The following is a 1,259-nucleotide window of genomic DNA, read 5'->3' on the forward strand; positions in this document are numbered from 1 at the left end:
ATCAGGCCGCCACCATGGCCGCCTTGAAGGTCAAAAAGCTCAGCAACGAACTCCAGTTATCCCTCCTGTAGTGGCACGCTGACTAGGTCAACCTAGTCAAATCAACCACTTACAGCATTTGGTGTCGAACTCGGGGGTGGCAGGTGAACGGCAGCTTGTGCATGAGGCCCCTGTGTGTTGATTGCCGAGCCGATGGCCCGTTTGAGCGCAAGCATGCCACGAGCCCTTGCGCGAGCCTAGAAGCGCATGCCTGGCTGATTACTGCCGCCGAGAAGGCGGCTCGCTTGGCCTGCGCATGCGGGGTATTCAGCATTGGCCTAACGCCCAAGTTCAGGGGCGCGCGCTTGGCGAGGCCGAAGCGAGCAGTGGTGGAGGCGTCCCCTGCAACGCCCAGTTAGGCCGGTGCAAGTAGCACAGCCGTTGCGCGGCCAGCGAACCCGCACACGAGGCGCAAGCCTGGTGTGCGCGATGAACTGCAGTGGCAGCCCTTGATGTGAACCGTGCCATCACGCCTCCCTTTGCGTATGGCGTCAGCCATGCGCTGACGAAGACCTCAATCTAACGCACCTTCCACCTGAGCGGCAGCGGTGCCAGCACACCAACTTGGTGGCAAGAACGAATGTGCGACTGCCGCCGAGGAGGCGGCTCGTGTGGCCTGTGCAAGCAGCGTATTACGCGAGGGCCTAACGCCCAAGTTCAGGGGCGCGCGCTTGGCATGGCCGAAGCGATGCGATGTATTGGCGTCCCCTGCAACGCCCAGTTAGGCGCTGGTTATACGAAGGGGATGATTCACGCATGAGTGCTCTTCCAGCGCTGCATCTCTTCGTCGATGAAGTGATTCACCAAGTCGGAGAACATGCGCTCAATGGCGTCAGGGCTTAGGCCTTCCTGCTCAGCCCATTGGCGACGCTTTTCAAGCATAGCTTTGAAGCGTTCGGGCGCACGAACAGAGGTCGCTGACGTTTTGAACTTTGCTGCCGCGAGGACGTATTGGTAGCGTTTGCCGATGAGGCTGACAACAGCCCTGTCAAGCAAGTCGATTTCGGTGCGGATGTCGTCCATTCCCGCGCATTGCTCTGGCGATAACCTGTTTTCGATTTGCATCCCTGTTCCTTATGTGTGTGCGCCTAACGAATGAAAGGGACTTCCCCGTCCCGAGCTAGCCGCATATTGCGGCGAACGGCAACGAAGTGCCACGATGGGGTTGCGAATCTCATCCACTCACTCGGAAGGGGAAGTCCATGACCATTTTGTTCGTT

At 59.0% G+C, this 1,259-nt stretch carries 1 protein-coding gene; it reads right to left on the reverse strand.

Translation table 11 applies throughout. The features are described 5' to 3' along the window. Positions 1 to 789: 789 nt before the first annotated feature. Entirely contained in the window at positions 790 to 1,104 is a 315-nt protein-coding gene (locus tag ABG80_RS03230; protein WP_058086343.1) for an isochorismate lyase, read from the reverse strand. Positions 1,105 to 1,259: the final 155 nt, after the last annotated feature.

It is taken from the genome of Aquabacterium parvum (assembly GCF_001447195.1).
In the GTDB taxonomy this organism is placed as follows: Bacteria; Pseudomonadota; Gammaproteobacteria; order Burkholderiales; family Burkholderiaceae_C; genus Aquabacterium; species Aquabacterium parvum.

Excerpts from the sequence above, each read along its gene's own strand:
- ABG80_RS03230 (WP_058086343.1), bottom strand. The coding sequence starts at position 1,104 with ATGCAAATCGAAAACAGGTTATCGCCAGAGCAATGCGCGGGAATGGAC.